Genomic DNA, 23,913 nt, shown 5'->3' on the forward strand with positions numbered 1-23,913 from the left:
ATATGTCCCCCTCATTTTAAAACACATTTGAAAATATATCTTTTGAAATGCTTTTTAGGTACTACAGCATAGTCAACCGTTTTAAAGCCTACTTCTGCTAAATCCTCTCTTATGTCGCTTACGGCAGCTATTACTGCTTCTTTTGTTATATTTGTCGCTGATTTTAATATGTGCATAATCTCTTCATGGGAAGTTACTGATAGTATTCCATAGGGTAAATCAATTATTGCCAAGTCAAACTTTTTTTCTATTTGTGATATATCCTTATTTTGAACTTTAATATCATATCCAAAAAACTCAATATTTTTTATTGCGTTTTCAACCACCTTATCATTTAAATCATATCCTTCTATATCAACACCTAAAACTGCAGCTTCAAGTAGGACTGTTCCAACTCCACAACAAGGATCTACTACTTTTTTATTTAAATCATCTCCTAGACCTATATTAAGCATTGTCCTTGCTATTCTAACTGGCAGTGCATTACAATAATATACAGGTTTATGTTCGTGTTTATGCCACTCACCACTATTTTTTATGTACTTACCAAATATCCAACTGCCTTCAACATATGTCAATGCATAAATGGTACTTGGCTTATAGACATCAACATCTCCTTCTATTTGTTCGCCTATAATTCCCTCTAATCTATGTTTTTCATTAAACTCAACCTTAACATCATCATCCACATCGTAGTATTTAACTTTATATCCTTGAGTAGCTAAATTCAACTCCCTAACTTTAGTTACTAGATCCTCAAATTCTTTAGATTGTGCCAATATATCAATTTTGTACTTAATAAAAACACTTCTATTAATATCAAAATTTTTATCACTAAAAAAATATTTTTTATCTGGATTAACATCAAAAATAACTCTCATCTCTAATCTGCATAGTTCTGTTTCATCTGGCCTGTAATTTATGAAATACAAATACATATTATCACCTCAAAATATAAGGCTGCATAGTGCAGCCTAAATTCAATGCTTTATATTATCCCATACATAGGCTATTTTTCCAACTTTTCTACCATCAATCTCAACAACGATTTCCTTAAATACCTTTCCACCCATTTTTTCATAAAAAACTCTATTTTTATTATCTTTATATGTCCAAACTATAAGATTTAATATATCTTCCTCAACAAGCTTATCTAAAGCTGCATTAAAAAGCATGGTTCCTATACCTTGACGTTGGTAGTCTTCATAAACATAGATAGATTTAATAACTCCTCTATATCCTTCATCACCATCTGTAGCAACTACTATAAAACCTACAATATCTCCATCATCATTTTCTGCTACAAGCATAAATTCCTTAGTATCAGGATCTTCAAATAGTCTGTCTAACCAACTGTCCTCTAGTTCATCATATGTTCTTTGACTCAATACTTCACTAGGAATTATTCCCTCATAGGTATCTTTCCATACATCCATATGGATTTTGGCGACCGACGGGACATCGCTTGGAATAGCTTCTCTAACCACCATCACAACTCCTCCAAAATATAGTCTTATTATATTTATATTATCTTACAGACTAATTTTACATTTTTAATGATAAAAAGTAAAGAAAATATAATTTAAATAAACTTATATTTTCCTAATATAATAATATTTATTTCAAAATTTCTTTTTATTTTTAAATCACATTCCAGCTGCTATATTTATATTCCTATAGTGCATCTCAACATAACTTGATGATGTATCTTGACTGTGTGGCAGACTATTCTTTAAATATAAATCAAAATGTCCCGTTACACCATTATTGGTTATGGTTTGTGCTCCATGAGGCATTCCTGATAATGAAGCTGCTATATTCATGCCATCTTTAAATACTACAACTGGCCTTGGATTCCACTCCCATGTACCAAATAAACTTCTCATTATTTCTGTATCTTGAGAAGTTAAAGGCTCAACGTCACTATGGTTATAACCACCCATCATTTTAACTTTAAATTGTCTTCCTGTTTGAACATCTACAATTGTAAATATATCGCCCCTTTTTAATATATACTGGCCCTCCAAAAACCAATCCACAATTTTGCCTCTAGTTGATGGTGAAGTTGATTCACCTGGAGTTACTGTGTAAACTCTTGGTGCATATCCTGATATTGCAATTTTATCACCAGCATCTAACCAATCATCTGGAGACATATAATTATATCTTAAAATGTTATCTACAGTAGTATTAAACTTTTTAGCAACAGAATAAACTGTATCTCCTGGCTGAACTATATAAGTTACTGCTGGCCATTCGTATACTGGGGTTGGTGTTGTTACTTTGGGCTTAATTTCCTCTGAAGTCTTTTCAGGTATAAATAATCTTTGACCGATATTTATTATATCAGTTGTTAGTTTATTTATTCTCTTTATCTCATCAACTGATACACCAAAGCTTTGAGCTATCTTCCATAGGGTATCACCTGATTTTACGGTATAATAAGTTCCATATATAACTGTTTCTTTTACCTTTAAAACTTGACCTGGATATATAGTATCGGATGTTAAGTTGTTTAAAGCTTTTAGTTGAGATACAGAAATATTGAAACTCTGTGCTATTTTCCATAGAGTATCTCCTGCTTTTACTGTATATGTATCTGTAAGTGTTATTGAATCCTTTTGTGCTGCTCTTAGCCTTAGCGTCTGACCTACATATATAGTATCACCAGTTAAGTTATTTAAATTTTTTATAGTTTCTACGGAAATCCCAAAGGTCGTTGCAATCTTCCATAATGTATCTCCTGCTTTTACTGTATAAAATTCTGGTATCTGCTGTGCGGTTGTTTGTGCAGATGCTTTTGTATTAAAAGGATTTATACCAAGTGGAACAGTAGCAAGAAGCATTGTACCAAGCATTATTTTGGCTGACGAGATCTTTATATTAGGAAACTTATCATCTATAATCTTCTTAACATACTCTCTTAAGTCTTCGGAATTCTTTTTAATTATTTCTCCAAGTTCACTTGATATTTCTGTTGAATTTGTATTAACGTATAATATAAGTGTATATTCATCACCATGTCTTTCTAAGTTATATCCACGAAAAATTGACATCTTAACACCTCCTTTTATTTAGTTTTTCCAAAATAAAAGGAGTTATAAATAATAAAAATCCACCCATTTATTATTATTGATATTTAAAAAGCCCCATGATGTTTACATCATGGGGCTTAATATTTACTGAATTATACTATATTTAATGCAATATCTATCATTTGTGTAAATGTTGTTTGTCTTTCTTGTGCTGTTGTTTCTTCACCTGTTACTACGTGATCTGATACAGTTAAAATTGTTAATGCATTCACACCATATTTTGCAGCAAGTGTGTATAGAGCTGTAGTTTCCATTTCAACAGCTAATACTCCATATTTTGCCCAAATCTTATAAAACTCTCTATCATCATGATAGAATGAGTCTTCTGTTAGTATATTTCCAACTTTTACGTTTATTCCATTCTTCTTTGCATATTCGTATGCCTTATATAAAAGATCAAAACTTGCTGCTGGAGCATAATCTAATCCATTAAATGTTATTCTATTAATATTTGATGTAGTACATGATGTCATTGCTAGTATTACATCTCTAACCTTAACATCTTCTTTTATTGCACCACATGTTCCTATTCTTATTAAATTCTTAACACCATAGCTGTTTATCAATTCATTTACATATATTGAAATTGAAGGTACACCCATACCAGTTCCTTGAACTGATACTCTTTTACCCTTATAATATCCTGTAAATCCGTACATTCCTCTAACTTCGTTATAGCATTCAACATTCTCTAAAAAGTTTTCTGCTATAAACTTTGCTCTAAGTGGGTCACCTGGTAGAAGAACTGTTTCTGCTATTTGACCTTCCTTTGCACCAATATGTACGCTCATGCTCTTCCTCCTATTCATAATGTTTTTGTAATCATTCCACTTTTGCGAATTGTGTAACAAATCCTTTAATTGAGTCTATTTTAAATATTATCATATATAAAAAACCTTCTCAATATAAATTTTATTAAATTATTAGAACATATTTAGAATAAAATGGAATATATTAAATTACCCTCGTCCCCTTATAATTTTAGGTGACGAGGAGTTTTATATTAATCATCTACTTTAAATCCTTTTTTTTCAACTGTATATTTAATTTTATCCTTTATAACTTGATTTTCATCATAGTAAACATTTACTGTACCCTCTTGATAGTCTACATCAACATCTTGAATACCTCTAATTCCACTTATTATACTTGCAATTTCCTTTGCAGAAGTTTCATCATGCATTGATGGCACCCTAAATGAATATTCCTTCATACTATGCACCTCCTATTTTTATTTTTCCCAAAACAATTTATAAAATCCTAACTGGATTAAAATTAATTATATCGCAGGAGGTACATATGTATTCTATTCCATCAATTAAACCATTTTCACAAATATATCTTGCATCATAGTGAATATGACCATAAACAACCTTTTCAACTTTGTATTCCTTTAACAAATCTACAAACTCCTGATTTACTGCAATTTTAGTTACAGGTGGATAGTGCATCATAACTATTATTTTGGATAGTCCAGTTTTTACAGCACTATCAAGAGACATTCTAAGCCTTATAAGTTCCCTTTTATGAACTTTAACATCATGCTCATCATCGGTAGATTCTAAATTAATCCATCCTCTTGTGCCACATATAGCATAATCATTATAGGCATAATGAGTATTTTGGATAAAATACATATCTTCAAAAAGGGAATTGATTTTAGTTATTGAGCTCCACCAATAATCGTGGTTACCTTTTATAAAAACTTTCTTTCCATTCAAGTTATGTATAAACTCTAGATCCTTATATGCATCCTCAAGCTTCATAGCCCAAGATATATCACCTGCAACCAAAACTAAATCATCACTTCCTACTTTACTATTCCAATTCTCCATTATCTTTAGATGATGATCCTTCCACATCTCTCCAAAGACATCCATGGGTTTGTCTGCAGATAAAGATAAATGTAAATCTGATATTGCATATATTGCCACATTACCACATCCTAATTTATTATTTTATATTCCTATTTATTTTATAACATTTTTTCCGATAATTTAATAGGTGATTTGTATGAGAATAGAAGCTTTAGAAAAACTATTAAACAAATATCAAGATAACACTAAAAGACTATATGAAGGTTCGATTATTAGTGCTAAAATTATTGCTCTTGAAGAAGGAAAAGGAGCAATTAAACTTTATGATGGAACAGTTATACCTGCAATATTTATATCAAAGGATATCGACAAGAAGGATCAGTTTCTAAAATTTAAAATTGAAAAAATTGAAGATAACACAGTTATTTTAAGAGCTATTGAAAAAAATCAAGTTGAAAGGGAATATTCAAACATAAAACAGATTTCAGACAAGCTGTCAATTCCCATAAAGGATGCTGAAGAAATAATTAAATCTCTTATTAAATTTAGTTTACCAGCAACAGATGAAAATATTATGTTCATTTATAATTCTTCTAAAGCAGTTGATTCAATAAAAAGGTTAACTGAAGAGGATATAAAATCTTTACTTAATAATCTATTTAAAATAGATATTTCAAACGAACAGTTAAATGAAATAAAACAATATCTTAAAGAAATAAATGATATAGATACTGATTTTTTGACCTTCATGTTGGAAAATAAGCTTAAATTATCTTTACAAAATTTAATTGGTGCAAAGCATTTTTTAAATGAAAGTAAATTTATAAATGAAATAATTCAAAGTATAAACAAATTAAACGACGGCAAATTAACTAAAATTTTCACTCTTGAAGATATATCTAGGGAACTCTTAAAAAACTCTGACATACTAAAAACTTCTAATGAATTTATTGAAAAATTTGATATAATAAGATTGTTAAATAAAAATTACAATTTCTATTTTTTTAATACAAATATAAATAACCATACCTACAGCAACAGCATTATCATTAAAAATAAATATAAAAATAAAAATTTATTGGATGCCAACAATATAAAGTTTTATATTAAAGTAAATACTCAAAATCTAGGTACTGTTGAAAGCTATATTCAAAAATACAACCAAAACATGGTTATAAATTTAAAATGTGAAAAACAACACATACACTACATTAAAAATAATTTAAATCTATTAAGTTCAGCACTAGATGAAATTGGTATTAAGCTTATAAACGTAAATGTTGAAGAGATAAAAGAAAGCCATAAAAACATAATAAACTTTTTCAATGATTTCATAGTAAACGAACTGGATGTGAAGGTATGAAAAGAAAAAAGGCAGTTGCACTAAAATATAAAAAAGAATTTAATGCCCCTATTGTAACCGCAGTAGGATTTGGTGAAATTGCAGAAAAAATATTAAATAAGGCAAAAGAAAGTAATGTACCCATTGTTGAGGATGAATCTTTAGTAAATGAACTTTCCAAAATTGAACCTTCCTCTCCAATACCTTATGAGCTTTATGAAGCTGTTGCAAGGATTATAGCATTTATTTACCACTTAGACGAGAAACAAAATATCAAGGAGTGATATAAATGTCAGATCTTTTTTCAGGACTTGAAGATTTAGGATTTAAAGATATCAAATTAAACATATATGAAAAGGAGCAAGAGGCAAGAAAAAATACTGAAACTACTGTTAAAACTACAGATACATTTTTATATGAAAAGACTTTTGTTTGCCCTGTTTGTGAAAAGGAATTTAAATCAAAGGCATTAAAAAATGGTAAAACAAGAAGGATTGGGAGCGACACAGATTTAATGCCCATTTATCAAGGACCAAATCCTCTCTTTTATGACGTACACATATGTCCAAACTGTGGATATAGTGCACTAAATCAATATTTTGATAAAATTAAGCAGGAACAAGCTTTATTAATAAAAGCAGTTATTTCTCCTAAATTTAGACCTAAAACTTATCCAGAAACATATGATGAAAATATAGCAATAGAAAGGTATAAACTTGCTCTTTTAAATGCTGTTGTAAAAAAAGCAAAGACAAGCGAAAAGGCCTTTATATGTTTAAAAATTGCATGGATGTATAGGCTATTAAAAAACTTTGAAGAAGAAAAAAAGTTTTTAGAACAGGCTTATATTGGTTTTAAAGAAGCCTTTGAAAAGGAAGCATTCCCTATTTGTGGAATGGACAACTATACCCTATCCTACTTAATAGGAGAATTAGCAAGACGATTAGGAAATAATGAAGAAGCTCTTCTTTGGTTTAGTAAGGTTATTGTAACCCCAGGAGTAAATCCTCGTCTTAAAGAAATGGCAAGGGATCAGAAGGATTTAATAAAAGGAATGTAAACTATTTTTAAAGCCCCATTAACAGATTTTGCAATCTATTAATGGGGTCTTTATAAAATCACTTAGTCATTAATATCCTTACAATTTCTTCTTCAATCAACTTTATGTACTTACCTTCTCTGTACTTGTTTATTCTATCCTTCATTTCTTCGTAGGACAAATTTATAAGCAAATTTTTAAATTCTTGTGGAAATTCAACTATAATACCTCTTAAAGTATCATCTTTATTTATAAATATAACTGTAGGTATTCTTGCTTCACCTGTTAATTGCTTTAAAAGTTCCTCATTTCCCTGTCTTTTAAGAATTTTTACATCTATACCCATTTGATCATTTAAAAAACTTATAAATGGGAATAATATTAAACAATCAGGACAGAAGGATTCTGAAAACATCAGTATTCTAAAATCCAAATTTTCCTTCTTTAGATTATTTAGAAGGCTTGATCTATAAATTTCTTTAGCAAGTTCTCTGTGTTTATTTAATTTTTCTTCATCATAAGTTTTTAAATATTCTTCTACTGTTAATGCATTTATTAATTCTAACATAAAAACACCACCTATTTACAATATCTGTATTTAATTATACAATAAAAATAAAAAATATTCTATAAAGGGGACAATCAAATATGTACTACGAATTTAAATCAAGTTTTATAAGCAACGAAATAAATTTATATAAGATAGCCAGTCACTTTGGAATAAATAAAAAATTTAAATGGGAAGAACCTCTCATTTTAGATGATAGAAATCTTAAAGGTATAATTCCGCATCCTAATAATAAATACGTATATATATTCCACTTTGGATGTATAGTCTCTGCCAATCTCGCCTTCCACGAACTTAGAGATGTAATAGAATATATTAAAAAAGTTGACACAACCTTGAAAAACAACACGCCATTTAATTATATTGAAGATTTCAGAATGGTTGTAGATAATCGTATTAAGGAAATGGAACTTAGTTATGATTCTATAAAAGTAAATAGTTTAAAACCATACTATATGGAGATTGTTGCAACTGTACTTGCAAAATCAGTTGCTCTTAAAAAAATTGAAGTTGATATAGACAATTTGCTTGATGAAATTGAAAACATAATAGTCTACTTAGACAACGGAAAACTACACCTTAGTGATAATCATCTTGCTAAAATGTCTGCAAAGGTACTTAGATTTAAATATAATACGATATCATATATAATGCTTTTAGATAAACCTGATATTGCTTGGAAATTAGAAGATGCTGAGGAATTTTTCTTAACACTTTCTGATTTTTATGAACTAAAGGATAGATATGAAAAAATACGACATAAAACTGAAGTTCTGCTTGATATTACTGAAGTATTCACTAGCCTAACCCATGCCAAAAGAGGAACCAAACTTGAATGGATGGTTATATTACTATTTATAATTGAAATAATTATGTCAATACTTGAAAAAATATTTTAGGCACCATTATAGGTGCCTATAATTTATATGAACAGATTTACATTTGATTGTTCTGCTTCTCCAAGGTATGCTGCAACTCCACCAATTTCTACACCGTCAATTAATTCTTCCTTCTTTATTCCCATAACATCCATTGACATTGAGCAAGCAACAAGCTTTACACCATTTGCCTTTGCTTGTTCTATTAGCTCTTCAAGAGATGCTATATTCTTCTTCTTCATTATTCCACGAATCATCTTTGCACCAATTCCACCCATATTCATCTTAGATAGTGCAAGCTTTTTGCTTCCTCTTGGCATCATCTTAGCAAACATCTTTTCAATGAATGTTTTATTAACCTTAACTGCTGTATCCTTTCTTAGTATATTTAATCCCCAGAATGTAAAGAACATTGTAACAGGTCTTCCCATTGCTGCTGCACCATTTGCAATTATAAAGGATGCAATAGCCTTATCTAAGTCACCACTGAATACAACTATTGTCTTGCCCTGTGGCAGTTCTACATTTACTGGCTGGGCATTTGTCTTTTCTTTTCTTCCCTTCATAACATAAGCAACGTAATCGCAACAAGTCTTTTCAACTCCAATTAGGGTATTACCTGTTCTTTCACACCATGCCTTAATATCCTTTGTAAATCCTGCATCTGTTACATGTACTTCTAGTACATCTCCCTCATTTATCTTTTCTATTTCAGTCTTTACCCTCATTATTGGCCCTGGGCATTGAAGACCACAAGCATCTATCTTTATTGTATTTCCACTTGGCTTAACTTCCTTTTTTTCCTCCATTGGTTCAAATCTTGTCATCTCATCATTTAGCTTTAGTCCTTCTCCATACTTCATTTGATAAGCTAAAACTAAATCATATCCTCCGCTTAAGTTATATACATCATATCCATTTTGAACTAATATTCTATATGCTATATATCCTCTTAAACCAATCTTACAGTAAACAATTATCTTTTTGTCCTTTGGAATTTCATTCATTCTCTTTCTTAACTCATCAACTGGAATGTTTACTGCTCCTTCTAAGTGTCCACCTTCAAATTCTACATCTGTTCTAACGTCTACTATAAAGTATTCATCTGGATTAATATTCTTTAATTCATCAGCATGTATAATCTTCATATCTCCCTTTAGTATGTTTGCTGCTGTAAAACCAGCCATATTTACTGGGTCCTTAGCTGATGAATATGGTGGTGCATATGCAAGTTCTAATTCTTCTAGATCATATACTGTCATTCCAGCTCTTATTGCTGTTGCTATAACATCTATTCTCTTATCAACACCATCTCTACCTACTATTTGTGCACCAAGTATCTTTCCATCCTCTGGTGAGAAAAGTAGCTTTATTGTCATTGGGAATGCTCCTGGATAATATCCAGCATGTGAGCCTGAATGTGTATAGGACTTAATATATGGTATTCCTTGTCTCTTTAGTATCTTTTCATTATTTCCTGTTGATGCTGCAGTTAAATCAAACACCTTTATGATTGAAGTTCCTTGTGTTCCCTTATATACACTTTCTCTACCACAAATATTATCTGCAGCTATTCTTCCTTGCTTATTTGCTGGACCTGCAAGTGGAATTAGTGTATTTGTACCATTAATATAGTCTTCAACTTCAATAGCGTCTCCAACTGCATAAATATATGGGTCTGATGTTCTCATGTGAGCATCAACTTTAATTCCACCACGTTCACCAATTTCAAGTCCTGCTTCCTTTGCAAGCTTAACCTCAGGTCTTACCCCTATTGCCATTATAACCATATCCGCATTAAGCTTCTTACCACTCTTTAAAGTCATCTCTAGTCCGTTATTCTTCTCAAATCTTTCAACAGCATCACCAACTATTAGGTTAACACCGTTGTCTATCATATGCTTTTCTATCATTTTTGCCATTTCAAAGTCAAGTGGTCCCATAACTTGATCTGCAGCTTCAACTAGAGTAACATCTACTCCAATATGCTTTAGGTTTTCTGCCATTTCTATACCAACATATCCGCCACCTATTACAACTGCCTTATTTGGCTTATTCTTTGTAACGTGTTCTTTGATTCTATCAACATCTTCCATGTTTCTTAAAGTATAAATCCCATCTAAGTTTACTCCTTCAATTGGCGGAACAAATGGGGCTGCACCTGGTGATAAAATTAAATAATCATATTTTTCTCTATAAGTTTTACCATTTGATACAACTTCAACTTCCTTTGTATCTCTGAATATCTTTGTAACTTCACTGTGAGTTCTTACATCGATGTTAAATCTTTGTTCCATTCCTTCTTCTGTTTGAACAAGAAGGTTTTGTCTCTCCTTTATAGTCTCACCAATGTAGTATGGAAGACCACAGTTTGCAAAGGAGATATATCCTCCTCTTTCAAACATTATAATTTCTATATTCTCGTCAAGTCTTCTAAGTCTTGCTGCAGCGCTAGCGCCACCTGCAACTCCACCTACTATTAAAACTCTCTTTGACATATTATCCTCTCCTTAACATTGTTATAAACTTCACTAATTTAATCATTATATTGCTATACTGTAATTTTATAATATTACAAGTTTCGTCAATTGTCAATATACCCTGTAAGGGTAACAAAAATTTTATATTTATATTATTTGCAGTTTTTGAGAAAATAATTATAAGGAGGTGTTTTAGTATGACCAGAATTGCAGTTGACAGCAGTCTAAAAAGTATAAAGGAAGCTTTGGAACAAAATGGTATAAATTATACTGTTGTTCCTCAGAAGAATATAGGTCAGATAAAACCCTCTGATTTTGACATATTGATTGTATCGGAAGAAGATTAGGCGTGCCTCTTTGCACGCCTTTTTATGTTATAATATTAAAGAATAAAATATGTGAGGTGATAAAATGCTAAAAGACATAAAGGCCGTAATATTTGATATGGATGGTACATTAATTGATTCTATGTGGGTATGGAAGGAAGTTGATGTAGAATTTTTAAAAAAGAGAGGAATAGAACTTCCTGAAGATCTACAAAGAGCAATAGAAGGACTAAGTTTTAAAGAGACTGCTGTATATTTTAAAGAAAGATTTAATCTTAAAGAGAGTATTGAAGAGATAATGAATGAGTGGATGGAAATGGTAGATCATTATTATAGAAATGTAATTGAAGCTAAAAAGGGAGTACATAAATTTCTTGATTATTTAAAGGAAAATGGATATTTAATAGGTATGGCAACCAGCAACAATCGTCAACTTGTAGAGGCTGTTCTATCTAGAAATAATATACTTCACTATTTTGATGAAATAGTAACAACCTGTGAAGTACCAAGGGATAAATCCTTCCCTGATGTGTTTTTAGAAACAGCAAAAAGACTAAATGTTTCTCCTCAAGAATGCATTGTTTTTGAGGATACTGTTCCTGCTGTTCGTGGTGCTCGTGCTGCAGGTATGAAGGTTGTGGGTGTATATGATGAACATGGTACATGTACACCTGAGGAACTTAAAGAAATTACTGACCACTTAATTGAGGATTTTGAGAACATTGTAGAAGAGCTAAAAAGATAACCTATTTAAATTAACTTTAAAAGCCCCAATGTTTATTGGGGCTAATATTGTTCAACTACATCTAATCTATTATGTTAAGTCCCCTTAAAAGTTAAAAATGCTCTCCATTTTCATAGTATCTCTTCTCTTTATATTTTATAAAAACAACATCTACAGTTTCTGCTCCTGTTACATCTTTAACCTTTTCAGTTATCTTCTTTGCAACCTTATCCTGAACTTCACTTCCTCTATCAAACCAAGCAACTTCAATAAAGGGATACATTTTTACCTCTTCACCATCAAATATAAAATCTGAGTTTATCACTTCTAATACAAAATAGTCTCTAGGACATCCTATGATTTCTTGTAGGTTATCTACTAAATCTTTGCTTATTGCCTTAACCTTATCTTTCTCTACGCCTCTAAATCTTAAATGTGGCATTATATCCCTCCTAAATATTTATATATCTTTCAAGGTATGGAGTTATGTTGAATTTTTCCTTTAAAGCCTTGTATTCATTTATAGCCTTAATGTTTTTATCTGAAACCTTTACTGCTCTAATAAGCAAGTTCTTTGGAGTTTCAAGTGGGGATATATATTCAACTACTGAAACCTTATATCCTTGAGTTTCAAGTAGAAGAGCTCTAACACCATCTGTTAGAATATCTGAAAATCTTGCTCTAAACACTCCATGTTTTAGTACAGAATTGAATTCATCAAATCTGTACTGATCTAGAAGTTCTCTATGACAACAAGGAACACACATTATTGCCCTTGCATTTACATTTATTGCAGTACCAAGTGCCATATCTGTTGCAATATCACAGGCATGAAGGCTGATTACTATATCAATCCTTCTATCTGGTATATATTCATTTAGATCCATACACAAAAACTGCATATTTTTGTAATTTAACCTTTTTGCAATTTCCCTGGAGGTATTTATTACGTTCTCTGATCTATCAATTCCGATAAAGAAGCAATTCTTCTTTTTTACTTCCTTTATGTAATAGTTTAATACAAAGGTTAAATAGGACTTACCACAGGCACAGTCTAAAACGTTTATAGTGTCTACATCGCCAAGTTCATCTATCATTGAATCTACAAGCTCAACAAAATGGTCTATCTGATTGTATTTTCTTATCATATCATTTTTTACTTTGCCGTCTTTAGTGAGTATTCCTATCTCCTTTAAAAGCTCATCTGCCTCTCCTACTCTAATTAAATAGTTTCTATTTAAAAGAGTTGACTTGGTAAATGCGTGTTCATCGCTTTTCTCTTCTCTGCTGTCAACCTGCTTAGTCTTAACATTTTTATTATCTGCATTTAATATAAACTTTTTGCCTCTTTCATTTATTACAAATTCTAGTTCATCATATTTTAAAGCATGTTCAGATATGTAGCTTGGTATATCATCTATTTTTAGTTCTTCATCCTTACCATTAAAATTAACCTTTTCATCATCAATATAGATAATTCCTATATAATTCTTTGTACCTGATTTGAATTTAAATGTAACATCGTTTATAAAATCTTTATTCTCCTTAAGTCTTGATGTCATTCCCCAAAGCATAAACTTTATCTTATCGCATATTCCTTTATTCATCTATCTTCCTCCCTTTTGTTTTGCATCCTAATTATAGCAAAAAAATAAAGGGAGAAAACTCCCCTTATACAGCCATGTACTCAATATTTAATCCTTCCTGAGCAGTTTGTTCACACTTTGCTCCTATTACAAACTTAACTGAGTTTAATTCTGCGAATTTTTTTGCATCTACAAAGAAGCGCACTATATCATCGTTTGATATAATCGCATTAAGGTTGTCTATAAATATTGTTTCTATATCGTAATCTTCGGAAATCATGCCGTACAGGAAACCTATGAAGCTGTCATAAGAGGAAATGGGGAACTCTGAGATATTCACAAGACGGATTTTTGAATTTAATTGATACATACCTTCAGAAGAATTGCTAAGATACACAATGTGACCCTTTGCATCTTGAACAAGTTCATTTGCCATTGAAATTAATTTTTTGGTCTTTCCGGCTCCTTTGTCACCGGTTAATACATGAACCATCTTAATCACCCCATTTTTTTATTTACCCTTAATATTAGGATACTATATTCTGAAAATTTTTGCAATTGAAATAAGTAATTTTTTTAATCTATTTTTATTCTTATCAAATACGCTTTTTTTATACAGTTAAACTTTATTTTTCTCAAATAAAAAAGTGTTGTAACAACTAGTAGCTACACTAGTAATTACAACACCCTATTTATATTATGATACAAGATAAAAATTTACATCCTTCATGCTTTCCTTTAAAAGATCCACTATGCTTTCCTGTTGACATCCCTTTGGAGGCTCTCCTAAAACTATATGTCCCACACCATTTTCAGTAGCAAACTTTGTAATAGCAGCACATACATCATTTGAACGCAAAACTGTCATATCTGCGCCTACTGACTTTGAAATACCATATAAATATTCTATTGCATCTGCTTGTTTGCTATTACCTAAAAAGTTTTCATCTTCACGTGCAACATGAACAACATGTAATTCACCATCTATCTTATCCTTTAATTCTTTACCCTTTTTTATCAATCTTTCACATGTTTTTTGTTGTGTAACACATACCATGATATTTTTATCTTTTTTCACATTAATTCCCCTTTCTGGGTATATTATTTCTACTATTATTATACTTCATTTATTGCACTAACAATACAATTTTATCAAATTTTAATTAATTATTCAAAATTAATCTGTAATTACAACCTTTGTTCCTATAGGAACGAGAGGAAATAACCTTTCAATATCTCTATTATACATTCTAACACACCCATTTGTAACAGCATAGCCTATAGATGAAGGATTGTTTGTACCATGAATACCATAACCCCTGTAAAATCCCATCCACCTTGTTCCAAAAACTCCTCCAGGATTAACAGCCTTATTTAATATTCTAAAAACTCCCTTTGGAGTTGGAGTTGTTCTTTTACCTACCGCTATCCTAAAAGCCAAGTATACTTTACCATTTACAATTAAATAAAGCCTTCTCTGATTTAATCTTATTAAAATATATTTATTCAAAATAGATCCCCCCAAAGTGCCACCCAAGTGAAATGTGACATTCTCCATATTTTTCTAATTTATTATATTAAATACATAATTTTTATGTGTAATAAAAATAAACACCACATATATTCAATTTGCTATGTGGTGTTTATTTTTACCTAAAATATACCTTTTGCCTTTTCCTTTATAGCTCTTATACTACAGCTAATATTAGTGCATTCTCTACAGGAATGCCTTCTCTTTATCTTTTCAAGCTTCTCATCCACTCCATGCACATAAGTTAAAGATTTTGGTGGATGAACTGCATAACCTTTTATAGTGTATATGCCATAAGGCTTTGCAGCCTCTAACCTATCGATTATATCTGACTGATACTCGATAGGTATTTCACCATCACCCGGTGCAACTCTACATGTTATACCAAATCCTAAATTATAAAAATAGTTAAAGATGTGTTCATACATTTGACTATTATATTCAAATAAAAGTGTGCTAGCCATTACATCCAACATTACAGCATCTACAAATTTATTCTCATTAAATAAATTATCTATCTTATCAGTAATCCTAGAACCTAATGTTATAAGACAAGGAGCTATTTTGCTGCATTCTTTAAAGGATTCAAAATCATATTCCTTTGGTTTATCTATTAGCTTAAAAAATCCAATAGGATCTATGTTATCATAAAGTTCATTAATTAGTGTATCATAAATCTTGCTTCTATCTTCCCCACTTGAGGGAAGATATGTTTCAAGAACTTCAAGTACATGCTGTTTATCTAAATTAAATGTAAAATCTTTAATAAGCTCCATTAGCATCACCCCTTAATTTAATTATTATATATCAAAAAAATAAAAAAGTCTTCTATATAAAACATAGAAGACTTCAAAATTGACTAATTATAAAATATAGCAAAAGTGATTAATAGAGATCTTTAAAAATCTTATTACTAATAAATAGAAAATGTCACATTTCACCTGGGTGGCACTTTTTTATTTGATTCTAACAAGGACTGATGCTATGTTGGTTGCTCCGCTACCACCTATATTTAATGTTAAACCAGCCTTTGCGTTTTCAACTTGAAGTCCTATTGCTTCACCTAAAAGCTGTTTTGCAACTAAAACATGCATTGAAACACCTGTTGCACCAACTGGATGTCCTTTAGCCTTCAATCCTCCTGATGGGTTAACAGGTAATCTTCCTCCAACATAAACATCACCATTTAATATGGCATCAAATCCTCTTCCTTCCTTTGCAAGTCCCATAGCTTCGTATATTAATAGTTCTGTTATAGTAAAGCAGTCATGAACTTCTGCTACGTTTATATCGTTTATTGTCATATTAGCATCCTTTAATGCCCTTTGAATTGCAACTTCTGCTGCTTCTAGCTTATAATTTGGCCTCTTTCCTTCAACAATAGATAGATAGTCTGATGTATGTGCAAGTGATCTTATTTCAACTACTTTATCCTTAAGAGAAAGTGCTGTTTCTGTCTTAGTTAATACAACTGCAGCTGCACCATCTGAAACAAGTGAGCAGTCTGAAAGTTTAAGTGGATCTGCTATAAGTGGGTTCTTTTCCTGTATAGTCCTTACATACTCTCTTTCATATTCAACGTGCATTTGAGCAAGTGGATTTGCCATAGCATTTTTATGTGCCTTAACTGTAATATAGGATAGCATATCCCAAAGTTCTTCCTTGGAATATCCATACTTTGCCATATATCCCTTTGCATATTCTGCATAAAGCCCTGGGAAGGAGTATCCCTTTCCACCTTCTTCTGGATAGTAGGAAGCCATTGCTAGAACCTCTGTAACTCCAGCAGTTTTTAGGGATGTCATCTTTTCAACGCCTATTACAAGAGCATTTTTTATTCTACCAGATTCTATCGCAAACATTGCTTGTTCAATTGCTGTAGACCCAGAAGCACAGGCATTTTCAACTCTTATACAAGGCTTAAATCTTAAGTCAGGATGAATCTCAACTGCAAAAGGAGCTATATGTTCTTGCTTATTAAATCCGCCACCACTATAATTTCCAACAAATATAGCATCAATATCCTTAGGTTCAAGTCCTGAATCTTCAATTGCTCTTCTACCAGCTTCTACTAACAAGCTGTATATAGTTTCATTCTCTAATTTTCCTACCTTTGAATGATAAAATCCTATCATTGATACTGACATTCTAAACACCCCTTTATCTTATTATTCTTTAATATAAATCATACATGTGAGGACAGCCAAGCTGTCCTCAATTATTAAAGAACAATTCCTCCATCTACACTTAAAACAGCACCAGTTATAAAGCTTGCCTCATCTGATGCTAAAAATGCATATGCATTTGCTATATCCTCAGGCATACCTAGTCTCTTAAGTGGAGCCTTATCCTTCATCATTTCAAGAACCTTCTCTGGCATCTTTTCTGTCATAGGTGTTAGTATAAATCCAGGTGCTACTGCATTTACTCTTATTCCCTTCTTTCCAAGTTCCTTTGCCCAAGTCTTTGTCATACCTATAACTCCCCACTTAGTTGCAGCATAATTTGTTTGTCCATAATTACCATATAGGCCTACAACAGAAGTTGCATTTAATATAACTCCACTTCCTTGGTCCACCATAACCTTAGCAACAGCTTGACCACAATTAAATACTCCCTTTAAATTTATGTTTATTACTCTATCCCATTCCTCTTCAGTCATTTTAAGCAGTGTATTGTCTGCTGTTATACCTGCGTTATTTACAAGGCAGTCTATTCTACCAAACTTTTCAAGTGTAAACCTTACCATTTCATCTACTTCAGCTCTATTTGTTACATCAACTTTAATCCCTGCAATGTTTTCACTTATAGCCTTAAGTTCATTAACTGTAGCATCAACTTGTTCCTGACTAATATCACAGATTACAACACTTGCTCCTTCCTTTAAAAATTTTTCTGCAGTTGCCTTACCTATACCTCTTGCTGCTCCTGTAATAATTGCCACCTTTCCATTTAATCTCATAATAATTACCTCCATTCTTTAATTTTGATTTAATGTTAAATTTGTTTAATTTTTATCATTGTATATATACTACTAAAGGACAGTACCAAAATCGGCACTGTCCTTGTATACTAATTAAACTATTCCAAAGCTTGCTAGTATTAATGCTACAACTAATGCAATTAATGGAATAACAACACTTACCATACCAATATCCTTATATGATTCCTTATGTGTCATTCCACAAATTCCAAGCAATGTTACAACTGCACCATTATGTGGAAGTGAATCTAATCCACCACAGGCAATTGTTGCAATTCTATGAAGTGCTTCTGGATTAATTCCCATTTGTGTTGCCATTTCCATATATTGTTTTCCAAGTGCACCAAGTGCAATACTCATACCACCAGAAGCTGATCCTGTAATACCTGCAAGAATATTAACTGATATTGCTTCTGAAATAAGTGGGTTTGATGAAATTCCAAGTATTGCATTCTTGATAATTACAAATGATGCAAGTGATGCAATAACATTACCATATCCAACCTCTGATGCTGTATTTAATATTGGTAAGAATGATCCAAATATACCATTGTTTAATGTCTTTAAAATATTATCTATTCTATTTCTATGGATTACAAAGGCAGTTATAATAGCTATAACTAACGCTATTATTAAACTCCAAATACCTGCAACACTCTTTAGAGATGTTTTATATGGTTCTTGTGCTAAGTAGTCTGCATTAATTCTTGGGAAGTAGTATTTTGAAAGTATAAAGTTAATAACAAGAACTAATATAATTGGAACTAGTGCTACCCAGAAGCTTGGAAGCTTGCTTTCGTCTATTTCTGTAAAGGATTCATTTGGATGATATCCATAACCTTCGCCTTCAGCCATTGCCTTTTTAGCTCTTGTTTGTAGCCACCAAATTCCAAGACCAGCCATTATGATTGCTGCTACTATACCAAGTATTGGAGCTGCATATGCGTTTGTTCCAAAGAATGGCATAGGAATAGCATTTTGAATTTGTGGTGTTCCTGGAAGAGCTGTCATTGTAAATGTAAAGGAACCTAATGCAATAGCACCTGGTATTAATCTCTTTGGAATGCCTGCTTCTTTAAATAGGTGTGCTGCAACTGGATAAACAGCAAAAGCAACAACGAAAAGTGATACTCCACCATATGTTAAGATAGCACATGATAAAACAACTGCCATTATAGCCTTTTCTTTACCTAATTTGCTTGCAATGTAATGTGCAATAGCCTTAGCACTACCTGAATCTTCCATAACCTTACCAAACAATGCACCTAACATAAATACAGGGAAGTACAATTTTACATAGTTAGCTAAGTTCTTCATAAAAACTTCTGTATAGGTTGCCATAAGAGGTGTTCCACCTGTAAATAGTGCAGCAAGTAAAGCTAATAGTGGAGCAAGTACAAGAACTGTAATACCTCTATAAGCTAAATACATAAGTAGGGCAAGCGATAATATAATACCTATTACTCCTAACATATTAATCCCCCTTTATTTATTTAATTTTCAATCCCATAACCTCGTCCTTAAATATCCTTTCATCCATAATCTTTAAGTGTTCATCAATGATTGGCTTAAAGTCCATTAAATTTAATACATCCTTTTCTAAGTCAACACCTGGTGCTATTTCCTTTAATACCATTCCATCCTTTGTTAGCTCAAATACAGCTCTTTCTGTAATATAAAGTACCTTTTGACCTACTTCTCTTGCATAATCACCACTGAAGGTTATTTGTTCTACATGCTTTAAGAACTTCTTAACCTTTCCCTCTGATTTTATAACTAGCTTTCCATTATCTACGCCTACCTCAAGTCCTGATGCTGTAAATGTTCCGCAGTAAACAACCTTTTTAGCATTTTGAGTTATGTTTATAAATCCACCACATCCTGCTATCTTTGGTCCAAACTTACTTACGTTAACATTACCCTTTTCATCACATTGTGCAAGTCCTAAGAAGGCAACATCTAGTCCGCCTCCATCATAGAAGTCAAACTGACAGTTTTGATCAATTATTGCATCTGGATTGATAGTTGCTCCAAAGCTCAATCCTCCTGCTGGAACTCCTCCAATTCCACCTGCCTCAACAGTAAGTACCATGTCATTTATTCCCTCTTCACTTGCAACCATAGCAACACCCTCAGGCATACCTATACCTAAGTTTGTTACTGCATTAGGTATAAGTTCCATAGCTGCTCTTCTTGCTATTATCTTTCTTTCATCAAGAGGCATCTTTGGAATTTGTCCAACAGGAATCTTAATTTCACCTGTGTAGCTTGGGTTGTATTGTTCTGCAAATGTCTGCATATGGTTTTTAGCTTCTGCTACAACAATTGCATCAACAAGTATACCAGGTATCTTTACAAGCTTTGGATCAAGTGATCCATATTTTACTACCTTTTCTACTTGTAAAATAACTATTCCACCTGAATTCTTAGCAGCCTGTGCCATTGCTAGAGAATCTAATGTAACAGCTTCTTTTACAAGTGTTGCATTTCCGAATTCATCTGCATATGTAGCTCTAATTAAAGCAACATTTATAGGAAATGCTCTGTAGAAAAGGTATTCTGAACCATGAATATTAATAAGTTCAACTATATCTTCCTTTGTAACTTCATTTATTTTTCCGCCCTCAATTCTTGGGTCAACAAATGTTTTAAGTCCAACCCTAGTTATAGTACCTGGTTTACCTGCTGCTATGTCTCTAAATAGATGGCTTATAACTCCTTGTGGTAGGTTGTAAGCTTCAATTTTGTTCTCAATTGCTAACTTTTGAAGCTTTGGAGCAAGTCCCCAGTGTCCACCTATAACCCTTTTGATAAGTCCTTCATGAGCGATATGATTTAGTCCTCTTTCCTTTCCATCACCTTGACCTGCAGCATAAACCAATGTAATATTTCTAGGTTGTCCCTCTTCTAAGAAGCGCTTTTCAAGTGCAATGGTGAGCTCCTCAGGATGTCCATTACCAACGAATCCCCCTGTTGCAACAACATCTCCATCCTTTATAAGCTTTACTGCTTCATAAGCTGTCATAACCTTGTTTCTCATAGTCTCCCCTCCACATCATTCGAATAAATCTTTAGTCACAATTAATTAAAGCAAAATATATGCCAATTCTTTTATGTTTTAAGTTCCATAAAAAGTTATCTGCTTTTTTATTATTCTGAATTTTTGTATTATTTTTCGAACACTTTTGCCTTAAACATATAAAATGGTGTCCTAATTTTAGGACACCATTTTTGACATATTTTTAACATTGTCCTGATTTTTGTACACATTTAATACTTAATTATCTTTTTACTTCTTCATTCAGATTATATTTTTGTAACTTTTCATAAAAATTAGATCTACTTATCTTTAAAAGCTTTGCTGCTTCGCTTTTGTTACCTTTTGTATACTTTAAGGCATCAATCAAAACATTCCTTTCTGTTTCCCTCAAAATATCATCTAAAGGCTTTATGTATGTCATCCTGCTTATTCCTGAAATCTTGCTAGGTAGATGATGAAGATCAAGCTCCTGTTCATCTTCAATTATATTAACCGCTCGCTCAATTACGTTTATAAGCTCTCTAATGTTACCTGGCCAGCTGTATTCTACTAGCTTCTTTAGAGCATTTTTGGATATACTCTCTACCCTTTTATTATATTTAGCCGAAAGTTTATTTAAATAATAATAAGCAAGCTCGCTTATATCCTTCTTTCTTTCACGAAGTGGAGGTATATTTAGCGTTATTACGTTTAGTCTATAATACAAATCTTCCCTAAATTTGCCTTGAGCTACAAGTTCCTCAAGATTTTTATTTGTTGCTGCAATTATTCTAACATCAATCTTTTTAGGTGTTGTACTTCCAACCCTTTCAATTTCCTTTTCCTGAATTACCCTTAAAAGTTTTGCCTGCATATTTAAAGGCATGTCTCCTATTTCATCTAAAAAAATAGTTCCTCCATCTGCTATTTCAAACTTACCAATTTTTCCACCCTTTTTAGCACCTGTAAAGGCTCCTTCATCATATCCAAAAAGTTCAGCCTCAAGAAGTTCATGAGGAATTGCTGCACAGTTTACCTTAACAAAAGCTGAATAACATCTCTTGCTGTTTCTATGTATAGCATGGGCAAATAGCTCCTTACCTGTCCCACTTTCAGCCATGATTAAAACATTTGAGTCTGTTAGCGATGCCTTCATGGCTAATTTTTTCACTTCAACTATTTTTGAACTACTTCCAATTATATCTTCAAAGTTATACTGTGATTGATTTAAGTTCTTAAGTTCTCCTTTATACTCCTTAAGCTCATTTTCAAATCCTCTTATTTTGTTATGTAAATCCTCAAGTTCATCTAAATTTCTAAATAGGACCTTACCAACTACCCCCATTATTTTACCATCTTTAAATACAGGTATTCTTGTCGCCACCATGTAATTTCCATTTATCTTTTGAATATGAGCATACTCTGGAATACCAGTTTTTGCAACAATATGCATCCTAGTGTTTTCAATTACCTGCGTAACGTGTTTGCCTACTACTTCCTCCTCTTTTACTCCTAAAAATTTACAGTATGCTTTACTTATAAATTTTATATATCCTTCTGCGTCAACAACTAGTATTCCATCATATACTGTCTCTAGTATAGTATTTAATACAAAGGAATAGTCCATCTGCTTATCAAACTCATCTATAATTTCTTTAAAACCAGCTCCTAACTTGTCATAATCAATCATTCCTAAAAATTCATCTTTTTCATCTAAAACAACTGTTTTATATATATTGCTTACTATCTCTTTTATATTTGTTTCTCTTTTTGCTATGATAACTTTACTTAAATCCTTATCAATCATTTTGCAAAATTCTTTATCCTTTAAGCATTTAAAAATATCCTTTCTTTCAATAAATCCTATAAATTTCTTTTTTGAATTTATAACTGGTAATATATCATACCTGCTTTCTATAAACTTCTCAATAACATCTTGATTATCCTCATAATCCTTTAAACACAGTGAGTTTTCATTTATATAATTTTTTACTTTAAATTGAACCAACTTAATCCCCCTTTACCCTTTATCTAATAATATTTTATCTTTAGAAAATTAAAAATAAAAGAGGGCAAAGCCCTCTTTATGCTTTTTTAGGTGGCATTACAGTAGCAATACCATCTATTACAACCTTACCCTCTTGATTTATGCATTGTGTCTTTAATTTAATTCTATTCTTTTCCTCTATCTTTTCTATAACCTCAACCTCTGCCCTTATAGTGTCACCTATTCTAACTGGAGCTAAAAATTTCAATTCCTGTCCTAGATATATTGTTCCAGGTCCTGGCAAATACATTCCTAAAACAGTTGAAATCAACCCTGAAACTAATATCCCATGAGCTATTCTTCCTTTAAACATGCTCTTTTCAGCTTCAACTTGATCTATATGTGCTGGATTTAAATCCCCTGTAATACCTGCAAATAAATATATGTCTGTTTCTGAAATTGTCTTTTCAAAGGATGCCCTATCCCCTAAATTAATTTCATTAATTGATTTACCTAACATAGTCTCCCCCCTATTTTA

General features: G+C 31.8%; 26 protein-coding genes. 6 read left to right on the top strand and 20 right to left on the bottom strand.

What is annotated here, in order from left to right:
• Positions 1–11: 11 nt before the first annotated feature.
• The 6 genes from TCEL_RS08140 to TCEL_RS08165 form a co-directional block, all read right to left on the bottom strand.
• Positions 12–938 carry a TRM11 family SAM-dependent methyltransferase gene (locus TCEL_RS08140; RefSeq protein WP_018663030.1) on the bottom strand — a complete coding sequence of 309 codons (927 nt, stop codon included), beginning with the start codon at positions 936–938 and terminating at the stop codon, positions 12–14.
• A gap of 42 nt (positions 939–980) precedes the next feature.
• A complete protein-coding gene (locus tag TCEL_RS08145; protein ID WP_018663032.1) occupies positions 981–1,490 on the bottom strand; it encodes a GNAT family N-acetyltransferase in 510 nt (169 codons plus the stop codon).
• A gap of 156 nt (positions 1,491–1,646) precedes the next feature.
• Entirely contained in the window at positions 1,647–3,056 is a 1,410-nt protein-coding gene (locus tag TCEL_RS12835; RefSeq protein WP_018663034.1) for a LysM peptidoglycan-binding domain-containing protein, read from the bottom strand.
• Between the two features lie 131 nt (positions 3,057–3,187).
• On the bottom strand, positions 3,188–3,886 hold the full coding sequence (deoD, locus tag TCEL_RS08155; RefSeq protein WP_018663036.1) for a purine-nucleoside phosphorylase: 699 nt from the start codon (positions 3,884–3,886) through the stop codon (positions 3,188–3,190).
• 212 nt (positions 3,887–4,098) lie between these two features.
• Positions 4,099–4,308 carry a heavy-metal-associated domain-containing protein gene (locus TCEL_RS08160; RefSeq protein ID WP_018663038.1) on the bottom strand — a complete coding sequence of 70 codons (210 nt, stop codon included), beginning with the start codon at positions 4,306–4,308 and terminating at the stop codon, positions 4,099–4,101.
• A gap of 37 nt (positions 4,309–4,345) precedes the next feature.
• On the bottom strand, positions 4,346–5,029 hold the full coding sequence (locus tag TCEL_RS08165; RefSeq protein WP_018663040.1) for a metallophosphoesterase: 684 nt from the start codon (positions 5,027–5,029) through the stop codon (positions 4,346–4,348).
• A 79-nt stretch (positions 5,030–5,108) separates the two neighbouring features.
• On the opposite strand from TCEL_RS08165, the gene fliK reads away from it, so the two are divergent.
• The 3 genes from fliK to TCEL_RS08180 are packed head-to-tail and all read left to right on the top strand — an operon-like array spanning position 5,109 to position 7,314.
• Entirely contained in the window at positions 5,109–6,275 is a 1,167-nt protein-coding gene (gene fliK / locus TCEL_RS08170) for a flagellar hook-length control protein FliK (protein ID WP_018663042.1), read from the top strand.
• On the top strand, positions 6,272–6,538 hold the full coding sequence (locus tag TCEL_RS08175) for an EscU/YscU/HrcU family type III secretion system export apparatus switch protein (RefSeq protein ID WP_018663044.1): 267 nt from the start codon (positions 6,272–6,274) through the stop codon (positions 6,536–6,538). Before fliK ends, TCEL_RS08175 begins: the two co-directional genes overlap by 4 nt.
• Before the next feature lie 5 nt (positions 6,539–6,543).
• The gene (locus TCEL_RS08180; RefSeq protein WP_018663046.1) at positions 6,544–7,314 is read left to right on the top strand and encodes a DUF2225 domain-containing protein; all 771 of its coding nucleotides are present in this window, start codon (positions 6,544–6,546) and stop codon (positions 7,312–7,314) included.
• 58 nt (positions 7,315–7,372) lie between these two features.
• Here TCEL_RS08180 and TCEL_RS08185 read toward each other — a convergent pair whose 3' ends face one another.
• Positions 7,373–7,861: a thioredoxin family protein gene (locus tag TCEL_RS08185; RefSeq protein ID WP_018663048.1), complete on the bottom strand. Its 489-nt coding sequence runs from the start codon at positions 7,859–7,861 to the stop codon at positions 7,373–7,375.
• Positions 7,862–7,941: 80 nt separating this feature from the next.
• Here TCEL_RS08185 and TCEL_RS08190 point away from each other — a divergent pair, with 80 nt between their 5' ends.
• Positions 7,942–8,760: an RMD1 family protein gene (locus tag TCEL_RS08190; RefSeq protein WP_040683786.1), complete on the top strand. Its 819-nt coding sequence runs from the start codon at positions 7,942–7,944 to the stop codon at positions 8,758–8,760.
• A 23-nt stretch (positions 8,761–8,783) separates the two neighbouring features.
• Here the strand turns inward: TCEL_RS08190 and TCEL_RS08195 are convergent, their stop codons facing one another.
• On the bottom strand, positions 8,784–11,237 hold the full coding sequence (locus TCEL_RS08195; RefSeq protein WP_018663057.1) for a DsrE/DsrF/DrsH-like family protein: 2,454 nt from the start codon (positions 11,235–11,237) through the stop codon (positions 8,784–8,786).
• 179 nt (positions 11,238–11,416) lie between these two features.
• Here TCEL_RS08195 and TCEL_RS13505 point away from each other — a divergent pair, with 179 nt between their 5' ends.
• Both TCEL_RS13505 and TCEL_RS08200 read left to right on the top strand, forming a co-directional pair.
• Positions 11,417–11,566: a hypothetical protein gene (locus TCEL_RS13505; RefSeq protein ID WP_018663059.1), complete on the top strand. Its 150-nt coding sequence runs from the start codon at positions 11,417–11,419 to the stop codon at positions 11,564–11,566.
• A gap of 64 nt (positions 11,567–11,630) precedes the next feature.
• Positions 11,631–12,290 (top strand): HAD family hydrolase, encoded by a 660-nt coding sequence (locus TCEL_RS08200; RefSeq protein ID WP_018663061.1) that lies wholly within the window; start codon positions 11,631–11,633, stop codon positions 12,288–12,290.
• A gap of 91 nt (positions 12,291–12,381) precedes the next feature.
• On the opposite strand, the gene TCEL_RS08205 is transcribed toward TCEL_RS08200, so the two are convergent.
• From TCEL_RS08205 to TCEL_RS08260, 12 genes are all read right to left on the bottom strand, one after another.
• Positions 12,382–12,711, bottom strand: coding sequence for a DUF1904 domain-containing protein (locus TCEL_RS08205; RefSeq protein ID WP_018663063.1), 330 nt, complete (start codon positions 12,709–12,711; stop codon positions 12,382–12,384).
• A 10-nt stretch (positions 12,712–12,721) separates the two neighbouring features.
• Complete coding sequence (locus tag TCEL_RS08210) at positions 12,722–13,876, bottom strand: class I SAM-dependent methyltransferase (protein ID WP_018663065.1); 1,155 nt, start codon at positions 13,874–13,876, stop codon at positions 12,722–12,724.
• A gap of 64 nt (positions 13,877–13,940) precedes the next feature.
• On the bottom strand, positions 13,941–14,348 hold the full coding sequence (locus tag TCEL_RS12840) for a hypothetical protein (protein ID WP_051150548.1): 408 nt from the start codon (positions 14,346–14,348) through the stop codon (positions 13,941–13,943).
• Between the two features lie 204 nt (positions 14,349–14,552).
• Positions 14,553–14,933, bottom strand: a complete 381-nt coding sequence (locus TCEL_RS08220; RefSeq protein WP_018663069.1) for an adenine nucleotide alpha hydrolase family protein — start codon at positions 14,931–14,933, stop codon at positions 14,553–14,555.
• Between the two features lie 99 nt (positions 14,934–15,032).
• A complete protein-coding gene (locus tag TCEL_RS08225) occupies positions 15,033–15,413 on the bottom strand; it encodes a L,D-transpeptidase (protein WP_051150549.1) in 381 nt (126 codons plus the stop codon).
• A gap of 95 nt (positions 15,414–15,508) precedes the next feature.
• Positions 15,509–16,162: a Vitamin B12 dependent methionine synthase activation region gene (locus TCEL_RS08230; RefSeq protein WP_018663072.1), complete on the bottom strand. Its 654-nt coding sequence runs from the start codon at positions 16,160–16,162 to the stop codon at positions 15,509–15,511.
• 180 nt (positions 16,163–16,342) lie between these two features.
• Positions 16,343–17,533 (bottom strand): thiolase domain-containing protein, encoded by a 1,191-nt coding sequence (locus TCEL_RS08235; RefSeq protein WP_018663074.1) that lies wholly within the window; start codon positions 17,531–17,533, stop codon positions 16,343–16,345.
• A 74-nt stretch (positions 17,534–17,607) separates the two neighbouring features.
• A complete protein-coding gene (fabG, locus tag TCEL_RS08240; RefSeq protein WP_018663076.1) occupies positions 17,608–18,348 on the bottom strand; it encodes a 3-oxoacyl-[acyl-carrier-protein] reductase in 741 nt (246 codons plus the stop codon).
• A gap of 114 nt (positions 18,349–18,462) precedes the next feature.
• A complete protein-coding gene (locus TCEL_RS08245) occupies positions 18,463–19,842 on the bottom strand; it encodes a GntP family permease (RefSeq protein WP_018663078.1) in 1,380 nt (459 codons plus the stop codon).
• 16 nt (positions 19,843–19,858) lie between these two features.
• A complete protein-coding gene (locus TCEL_RS08250; RefSeq protein ID WP_018663080.1) occupies positions 19,859–21,409 on the bottom strand; it encodes an acetyl-CoA--acetoacetyl-CoA transferase subunit alpha in 1,551 nt (516 codons plus the stop codon).
• Positions 21,410–21,650: 241 nt separating this feature from the next.
• On the bottom strand, positions 21,651–23,396 hold the full coding sequence (locus tag TCEL_RS08255; RefSeq protein WP_018663082.1) for a sigma 54-interacting transcriptional regulator: 1,746 nt from the start codon (positions 23,394–23,396) through the stop codon (positions 21,651–21,653).
• A 76-nt stretch (positions 23,397–23,472) separates the two neighbouring features.
• Complete coding sequence (locus tag TCEL_RS08260; RefSeq protein ID WP_018663084.1) at positions 23,473–23,895, bottom strand: MaoC family dehydratase; 423 nt, start codon at positions 23,893–23,895, stop codon at positions 23,473–23,475.
• Between the last annotated feature and the right edge of the window lie 18 nt (positions 23,896–23,913).

Origin of the sequence: Thermobrachium celere DSM 8682 (assembly GCF_000430995.1) — a bacterium.
In the GTDB taxonomy this organism is placed as follows: Bacteria; Bacillota; Clostridia; order Clostridiales; family Caloramatoraceae; genus Thermobrachium; species Thermobrachium celere.